This window comes from Micrococcus sp. LASM2_SD2 (genome assembly GCF_057364565.1).
Genome location: NZ_JBNFOB010000095.1, coordinates 1 through 7965 on the forward strand (window position 1 = coordinate 1; position 7965 = coordinate 7965).

Below are 7965 nucleotides of genomic sequence, written 5' to 3' on the forward strand. Positions count from 1 at the left end.
GGTCCTGGTCGTCAGGCCGGGCTCGTGGCACACGACGAGGCAGCCGTCGGCGTCGGCATCGGCGCGGACGCACCGGGCCACGGCCTCCGCCCAGTGCTTCCGCGCCCGTGCAGTGGCGGGGACGGGAACGGGGCACGTCGACGCGGGCGACGGCGCGCAGGGACTTCCCCTGCATCGTGATGAAGCAGACGCTCGAGCGCGGAAGCCTGCCGAGGACGTGCCCGATGTAGCCGAGCAGGTCGTCGACGCCGCGGGCCGAGGCGTGCGGGACGGTGGCGGTGGAGGAGTGCTGTGTGGTGTCCATGTCCGGGACGCTCCCCGACCGGGACGGGTCGCGCCAGCCGGCCGTTCCCGGTCACGGCGAGTCTGTGGACTCCTCGGGATCGTCGTCGTCCTGTGCAGGAGTGGACGGTCCGTCACCGGGTGCGTCCCCGGACTCGTCCCTCGGCGACGGGTCCGTGGAGGCAACGTCCGCGGCGGGGGTGACGGAGCCGTCGTCGTCACGCTGCCGTCCGAGGAGATAGGCCTCCACGGCGGACGCGAGCTCGTCCCCGTCCGGAAGGCCCTCCGAGGTCTCCAGCAGGGACCGTTCCTGGTCCGCGACGTTCTGGTCGAACGTCCGCTCCAGGCCGGCGACCATCGCCTGGATCTCTTCCGATCCGGCGGTCTGCCGGTCCAGTTCCGCCTCGACCTCCCGGACCTTGTCCCGAAGCTCGTCCGTGGGGAGCATCAGACCCATCGCCGCGCCGGCGTACTCGAAGGCGGCCACCGCCGCCTGCGGGAACTTCGCCTCGGCGATGTAGTGCGGCACGTGCAGGGAGTAGCCCGCCGTCGGCAGCCCACGGTCCTCCGCGGCGACCTCCAGCACCTGGAGGAGCCCCGCCATGATCTCCGCCTCGGCCGACCAGGTCGTCAGGCCCTCGAGCACGTCCGTGCGGGTGCCGTGCGCCGTGACGCCCACCCGCCGGGTGTGCGGCACGGGCATGGGGACCGCGTCCACAAGGACGAGGGAGTTCACCTGCCAGCGCTCCGCCAGTTCGAACAGCTCGGCGGCGAACGCATGCCAGCGCAGGTCCGGCTCCGGGCCGGAGAGCATCAGGAACGGATGGCCCAGCAGGTCCTTCACCAGGTCCACGCCCAGTCGCGGCATGCGCAGGTCCGAGTAGCGATCCCGGTCGAAGCGGACGCGGGGCCGACGGGCCCGGTAGTCGTAGACCGCGTCCAGGTCCGCCTCCGCGACCGGGACGGTCTCGAGGCGGTCGCGCACCGTCTCCCGCAGCTGGCGACCCAGCCGGCCAGCATCCATGTGCCCGGAGAACGCGACGAGCAGGTCCAGGCCCGCGGGCACCTCCACGTCGGGGTGCAGGGTCGTGAGCGTCTCGGGGGTCTGCATGGCCACCGCCTCTCCTGGTCCTTCTCGTTTCGTCCGTGCCGTCGGGGACGTCGCCGTCGCTCCGGCCGGGCGCCGTCGTGGCACAACGATGCCGCATCGGGGTCCATTCCCGCGGCGGCGCGCGGCGACGTGCGGCCCCCGTATGCGGATCGCGGACGCTGATCGCCGACCGCGAACGACTCGCAACATGCGGCGATAGGATCGGACGTGACGTGCATCATGCCCGCCGGGCCCACCCGCGCCCGGAGGCAGCGCGCTCCCGACCAGTTCACCGACATGGAAACGAGGACCGACGACGTGATCACCACCGATCGTCCGACCCTGACCACCTGCACGCTCGAGGACACGGACGCCGCCGCGCTCGTGGTCGGCGTGGGCACCGGCGCCGACGGCGCCGTGCTGCTCGCCAACCCGCTGCCGCCGGAGGCCGCCGAGAGGCTCCAGTCCCCTGCTCGCGGCGCTCGGCGTCTCCGGCAAGGCGGACGAGGTCGTCCGCGTCCCCGGTCTGGCCGGCTCCCCCGTCGAGCTGGTCGTCCTCACCGGCGTCGGCTCCGTCAAGGACGCCGAGCCGGCCGAGGAGGCGCTGCGCCGCGCCGCCGGCGCCGCGGTCCGTTCCCTGACCGGCACCGAGAAGGTCGCCCTGGGCCTGCCCGCGGACACCCCCGAGCGCCTCGCCGCCGTCGCCGAGGGCGCCGGCATGGGCGCCTACGCCTTCACCGCCCACAAGTCCGCGCAGGACGCCGAGGCCGCCCGCCGCTCCGCCCCGGTCTCCACGCTGTCCTTCGTGACCGAGGCCGCCGACGCCGAGGCCGTCCTGGAGCGCGCCGGACACGTCGCCGACGCCGTATGCGCCACGCGCGACCTCATCAACACCCCGCCGTCGCACCTGTACCCGGAGACCTTCGCCGAGACCGTCCGGGAGGACCTGGCCGGCTCCGACGTCTCCGTCAAGGTATGGGACGACAAGCAGCTGCTGGCCGAGGGCTTCGGCGGCATCATGGGCGTCGGTCAGGGCTCCTCCCGGTTGCCGCGCCTGGTCCGCATCGAGCACGCGCCGGCCGACGCCGTCGCCCACATCGCGATCGTGGGCAAGGGCATCACCTTCGACACCGGCGGCATCTCCCTGAAGCCGCCGGCGTCCATGACCACCATGAAGTCGGACATGGGCGGCGCCGCCACCGTGTTCGCCGTGGTCCGCGCCGCCGCCCGCCTCGGGCTGAAGGTCAAGGTCACCGGCTGGCTCGCGATCGCCGAGAACATGCCCTCGGACACCGCCATCCGCCCCTCCGACGTGCTGACCATGTACGGCGGCAAGACCGTCGAGGTCATGAACACCGACGCCGAGGGCCGCCTCGTCATGGCCGACGCGATCGTGAAGGCCACCGAGGAGACCCCGGACGTCGTCATGGACATCGCCACCCTCACCGGCGCCCAGATGATCGCCCTGGGCACCCGCACCACCGGCATCATGGGCGACGACGAGATCCGGGACGAGCTCGTGGCCGCCGCGGACCGCGTCGGCGAGACCGCCTGGGGCATGCCGATCCCGGAGAACCTGCGCGCCTCGCTCGACTCCCGCGTGGCCGACATCTCCAACGTGGGCGACCGCTTCGGCGGCATGATGTCCGCCGCCGCGTTCCTGCGCGATTTCGTGGACGCCTCCCGCGCCGAGGCCGAGCGCGCCGAGTCCCCGACCCCGTGGGCCCATCTCGACATCGCCGGCCCCTCCTTCAACGAGTCCGCCCCGTACGGCTACACCCCGAAGGACGCCACTGGCACGATGGTGCGCACGCTGATTGGTTTCATCGCGGGCCGCGCCGGGTAAGGTAGGCACGACCGACCGCTCCGGTCCTGCGGCGGCACCGACACCACGGGTGCCGCCGCGGGTCCGGGCGGCACCGACATCAGCATCAAGCGATCGATCCAGCACCCAAGGAGCTTCATCGTGGCCGACAAGGCAACCGCTCAGGAATTCGACGTCCTCGTCCTCGGCGGTGGTTCCGCCGGCTACGCAGCCGCGCTGCGTTCCGTCCAGTACGGCAAGACCGTGGGCCTCATCGAGAAGGCTAAGCTCGGCGGCACCTGCCTCCACTGGGGCTGCATCCCCACCAAGGCCTACCTCCACGCCGCGGAGGTCGCGGACGAGACCCGCCATGCCGAGAAGTTCGGCGTGAAGGCCACCCTGGAGTCCGTGGACATGGCCGCCGTGCGCGACTACAAGGACGGCATCGTCGCCGGCAAGTACAAGGGCCTGACCGGCCTGATGAAGATGAAGAAGGTCCAGGTCATCGAGGGCGAGGGCAAGCTCGTCTCCGAGAACGAGATCGAGGTGGACGGCACCCGCTACAAGGGCGAGAACATCGTCCTGGCCTCCGGTTCCGTGTCCAAGACCATGGGCCTGCCGATCTCGAAGAAGATCATGACCTCCACCGAGGCCCTGGAGCTCGACTACACCCCGAAGTCCGCCATCGTCCTCGGCGGCGGCGTCATCGGCTCCGAGTTCGCGTCCCTCTGGAACTCCTTCGGCGTCGAGGTCACCGTCATCGAGGGCCTGAAGAACCTGGTCCCGAACGAGGACCCGGCGATCATCAAGGTCCTGGAGCGCGAGTTCAAGAAGAAGGGCATCAAGACCAACCTCGGCACCTTCTTCGACAAGGTCGAGGAGACCGAGGACGGCGTCAAGGTCACCCTCGCCGACGGCAAGGAGTTCACCGCCGAGGTCTGCCTCGTCGCCGTGGGCCGCGGGCCGAACACCGAGGGCCTGGGCTACGAGGAGCAGGGCGTCAAGATGGACCGCGGCTTCGTCCTCACGGACGAGCGCCTGCACACCGGCGTCGGCAACATCTACGCCGTCGGAGACATCGTCCCGGGCCTGCAGCTCGCCCACCGCGGCTACCAGCAGGGCATCTTCGTGGCCGAGGAGATCGCCGGCAACAACCCGATGGTCGTCGAGGACGTCAACATCCCGAAGGTCACCTTCACCGAGCCGGAGATCATGTCGGTCGGCCTCACCCAGCCCAAGGCCGAGGAGAAGTTCGGCAAGGACAACGTCGAGGTCACCGAGTACAACCTCGCCGGCAACGGAAAGTCCTCCATCCTGGGCACCGGCGGCATCATCAAAATGGTGCGCCAGAAGAACGGCCCGATCGTCGGCGTGCACGGCGTCGGCAAGCGCATCTCCGAGCAGATCGGCGAGGCCCAGCTCATCGTGAACTGGGAGGCCTACCCCGAGGACGTGGCGACCTTCGTCCATGCCCACCCGACCCAGAACGAGTCGCTCGGCGAGGCCGCCATGGCCCTCTTCGGCCACCCGCTGCACGGCTGACCAGACACCCAGGCATCCCGACCCGCGTCCCCGCGGGCCGGACAGAACCACCGACGATCGCGAAGACGGTCGTCCCCGTCCGTGAGGAGAATCGGCCACATGTCCGAAACCGTGAACCTTCCCGCACTCGGCGAGTCCGTCACCGAGGGCACCGTCACCCGCTGGCTCAAGGAGGTCGGCGACGAGGTCGCCGTCGACGAGCCGCTGCTCGAGGTCTCCACCGACAAGGTCGACACCGAGATCCCGTCCCCGATCGCCGGCGTGCTCAAGGAGATCCTCGCCGAGGAGGACGAGACGGTCGAGGTCGGCGCCCCGCTCGCCAAGATCGGCGACGGCTCCGGCTCGTCCGACGACTCCGACGACGACGCAGACGCCGAGGCCGAGGAGGAGTCCTCCGAGGACGAGGCCCCCGACGAGGAGCAGGAGGAGGCCGAAGACGACTCGGCCAAGGAGTCCTCCGACTCTGAGGAGAAGGAGGAGGTCAAGGCCGACAAGGGCTCCTCCTCCGGCGAGACCACCGAGGTCACCCTGCCGGCCCTGGGCGAGTCTGTCACCGAGGGCACCATCACCCGCTGGCTCAAGGAGGTTGGCGACGAGGTCGAGGTCGACGAGCCGCTGCTCGAGGTCTCCACCGACAAGGTCGACACCGAGATCCCGTCCCCGATCGCCGGCACCCTGGTCGAGATCAAGGCCGACGAGGACGAGACCGTCGAGGTCGGCGCCGTCCTGGCCCTGGTCGGCGACGGCTCCGGCTCCGGCTCCTCCGACGAGGACGACTCCGCCGAGGCGGACGCCGAGAAGGAGCAGCAGGACGAGGCTCCGAAGAAGCAGGAGGAGGCCGAGGGCGACTCGGCCGAGGAGTCCTCCGACTCCGAGGAGAAGGAGGAGGTCAAGGCCGACAAGGGCTCCTCCTCCGGCGAGACCACCGAGGTCACCCTGCCGGCCCTGGGCGAGTCCGTCACCGAGGGCACCATCACCCGCTGGCTCAAGGAGGTCGGCGACGAGGTCGCCGTCGACGAGCCGCTGCTCGAGGTCTCCACCGACAAGGTCGACACCGAGATCCCCTCCCCGGTCGCCGGCACCCTGGTCGAGATCAAGGCCGACGAGGACGAGACCGTCGAGGTCGGCGCCGTCCTCGCGCTCGTGGGCTCCGGCTCCGCCGGCGGCGGCTCCGCCCCGTCGGAGGGCTCCTCCGGCCAGGACGAGGCGTCCGCCGAAGAGATCGAGGACAAGGCGACCGAGGCCGAGGCCCCCGAGGAGACCGAGGAGGCCGCCGAGGACGCCGGCGCCGAGAAGGCGGAGAAGACGCCCGAGACGTCCCCGTCCGAGGAGGCCACCCGGCGCGAGTCCGCTGAGCGCGACTCCGCGCAGGACGAGGCCGCCGAGGCGCCCTCCGCCACCGAGCCGGGCAAGGGCTACGTCACCCCGCTGGTCCGCCGCCTCGCCAAGCAGCACGGCGTGGACCTGTCCACGGTGCGCGGCACCGGTGTGGGCGGACGCATCCGCAAGCAGGACGTCCTGGCCGCCTCCCTGTCCTCCGGCAAGGCCGACCAGGGCTCCGCCGAGGGGTCCTCCGAGGCCGCGGCGAAGGCCGAGGCCCCCGGGCTGCGCCCCACCTCGCTCCGGCCGGCGCCGGAGTCCAGCGTGGACCCCTCGGTCCGCGGCAACACGGAGAAGGCACCGCGGATCCGCCAGGTCATCGCGCAGCGCATGCGCGAGTCCCTGGACCTGTCCACTCAGCTCACCCAGGTGCACGAGGTCGACCTGACCCGCATCGTGAACCTGCGCACCCAGGCCAAGGCCTCCTTCCAGGAGCGCAACGGCGTGAAGCTGACCTACCTGCCGTTCATCGCCCAGGCCGTGGCCGAGGCGCTGAAGCAGCACCCGAAGCTCAACGCCTCGTTCTCCGCGGACAACAAGGAGATCACCTATCACTCGTCCGAGGACCTGGCGATCGCCGTCGACACCGAGAAGGGCCTGCTCGTCCCGGTGATCAAGGACGCCGGCTCCCTGAACCTGACGGGCCTCGCCCAGAAGATCGCCGACGTGGCCGAGCGCACCCGCACCAACAAGATCAGTGCGGACGAGCTCTCGGGCGGCACGTTCTCGATCACCAACATCGGCTCGGTCGGCGCCCTGTTCGACACGCCGATCATCAACCAGCCGCAGGTCGCCATCCTGGGCACCGGCGCGATCGTGAAGCGTCCGATGGTGGTCACCGACGCGGACGGCAACGACTCGATCGCCATCCGCCACATGATGTACCTGTCCCTGACCTACGACCACCGCCTGGTGGACGGTGCGGACGCCGGCCGGTTCCTCATGACGCTGCGCCAGCGTCTGGAGGCCGGGGAGTTCGCCCACGAGCTGGGTCTCTGACGAAAGGAATCCCCCGCACACCATGGACTTCACCCACGTCCTCCGCCTGATCTTCCTCGCCGTCCACTTCATCTCGGTGGCCGCGGTGCTGGGAGGCTGGTTCGCCAACTTCAAGCGGCCGACCGTCACCACCTCCCAGTGGTGGGGCTCGATCGGCATGCTGGTCTCCGGGCTCGCGCTCGCCACGATCGTCTCGATCGTGGGCGACCCGAACCACATGAAGCTCGGCATCAAGGCCCTGCTCGGCGTGATCGTCTTCGTGGCGGCCCTGATCGGCCGACGCAAGATCAACTCCGGCGAGTCGGTCGGCAAGGGCATCGCCCACGCCGTCGGCGGCATGGCACTGATCAACGTCCTGGTGGCGGTCTTCGTCTGATCGTCTGCGGCACACGCCACGCGCAGTCGGGCCCGGCCCGGTGAGCTCTGCTCGCCGCGCCGGGCTCTTCTGCGTCTCGCCCTCCGCCGCCGGCACACGTCCCCGACGACGGCCCCTCACCGGCCGCGGACCGCACTCACCTTCCAGCCGCCGCCTGTCCGCTCCATGACGAGCGTCGCCGGGTCGGTCCGGACGGGCTCGTCCGCGACGACCTCACCGGCGTCGTCCACGAGACGGTGCGCAGAGGTCCGCAGCGTCACCGGGACGGCCACGACCCGCGGCTCCTGGGCGGCCTCGGCCTCCGGGACCCCGTCCGGGACCACGGTGATCGTCAGCCCCTCGAACCCGCCGCCGTCCCGGCGGAGCTCCTCGATGAGTGCCAAATCGGCACGTGCCGCCTCCGAGCCGGGAACGGCATAGGCGTCGACCGCCTGCCCGTCCGCGCGCCGCAGCGCCGCGGTGCGGCCCTCGGCGATGCGCTCCAGGACCGCG

At 70.9% G+C, this 7965-nt stretch carries 5 protein-coding genes and 2 pseudogenes; 4 read left to right on the top strand and 3 right to left on the bottom strand.

The window, feature by feature from the left end:
- Together AC2W7A_RS06665 and AC2W7A_RS06670 are read right to left on the bottom strand one after the other, a co-directional pair.
- The coding region (locus AC2W7A_RS06665) for a DUF4192 family protein (RefSeq protein ID WP_485990672.1) at window positions 1-304 on the bottom strand (304 nt) is incomplete at its 3' end.
- Between the two features lie 51 nt (window positions 305-355).
- A complete protein-coding gene (locus AC2W7A_RS06670) occupies window positions 356-1393 on the bottom strand; it encodes a PAC2 family protein (protein WP_485990673.1) in 1038 nt (345 codons plus the stop codon).
- Window positions 1394-1669: 276 nt separating this feature from the next.
- On the opposite strand from AC2W7A_RS06670, the pseudogene AC2W7A_RS06675 reads away from it, so the two are divergent.
- The 4 genes and pseudogenes from AC2W7A_RS06675 (at window position 1670) to AC2W7A_RS06690 (ending at window position 7473) form a co-directional block, all read left to right on the top strand.
- Window positions 1670-3218 (top strand): annotated as a pseudogene (locus AC2W7A_RS06675) (leucyl aminopeptidase).
- A 120-nt stretch (window positions 3219-3338) separates the two neighbouring features.
- Entirely contained in the window at window positions 3339-4718 is a 1380-nt protein-coding gene (gene lpdA, locus AC2W7A_RS06680; protein ID WP_485990674.1) for a dihydrolipoyl dehydrogenase, read from the top strand.
- 99 nt (window positions 4719-4817) lie between these two features.
- Window positions 4818-7097, top strand: a complete 2280-nt coding sequence (gene sucB, locus AC2W7A_RS06685; RefSeq protein ID WP_485990675.1) for a 2-oxoglutarate dehydrogenase, E2 component, dihydrolipoamide succinyltransferase — start codon at window positions 4818-4820, stop codon at window positions 7095-7097.
- Between the two features lie 22 nt (window positions 7098-7119).
- Entirely contained in the window at window positions 7120-7473 is a 354-nt protein-coding gene (locus AC2W7A_RS06690) for a hypothetical protein (RefSeq protein WP_485990676.1), read from the top strand.
- Between the two features lie 116 nt (window positions 7474-7589).
- Here AC2W7A_RS06690 and AC2W7A_RS06695 read toward each other — a convergent pair.
- Window positions 7590-7965, bottom strand: a pseudogene (locus AC2W7A_RS06695) (hypothetical protein); the annotation flags it as partial.

Coding starts and splice junctions, on each gene's coding strand:
- AC2W7A_RS06670 (WP_485990673.1), bottom strand. CDS start 1,393: ATGCAGACCCCCGAGACGCTCACGACCCTGCACCCCGACGTGGAGGTG.
- sucB (WP_485990675.1), top strand. CDS start 4,818: ATGTCCGAAACCGTGAACCTTCCCGCACTCGGCGAGTCCGTCACCGAG.
- AC2W7A_RS06690 (WP_485990676.1), top strand. CDS start 7,120: ATGGACTTCACCCACGTCCTCCGCCTGATCTTCCTCGCCGTCCACTTC.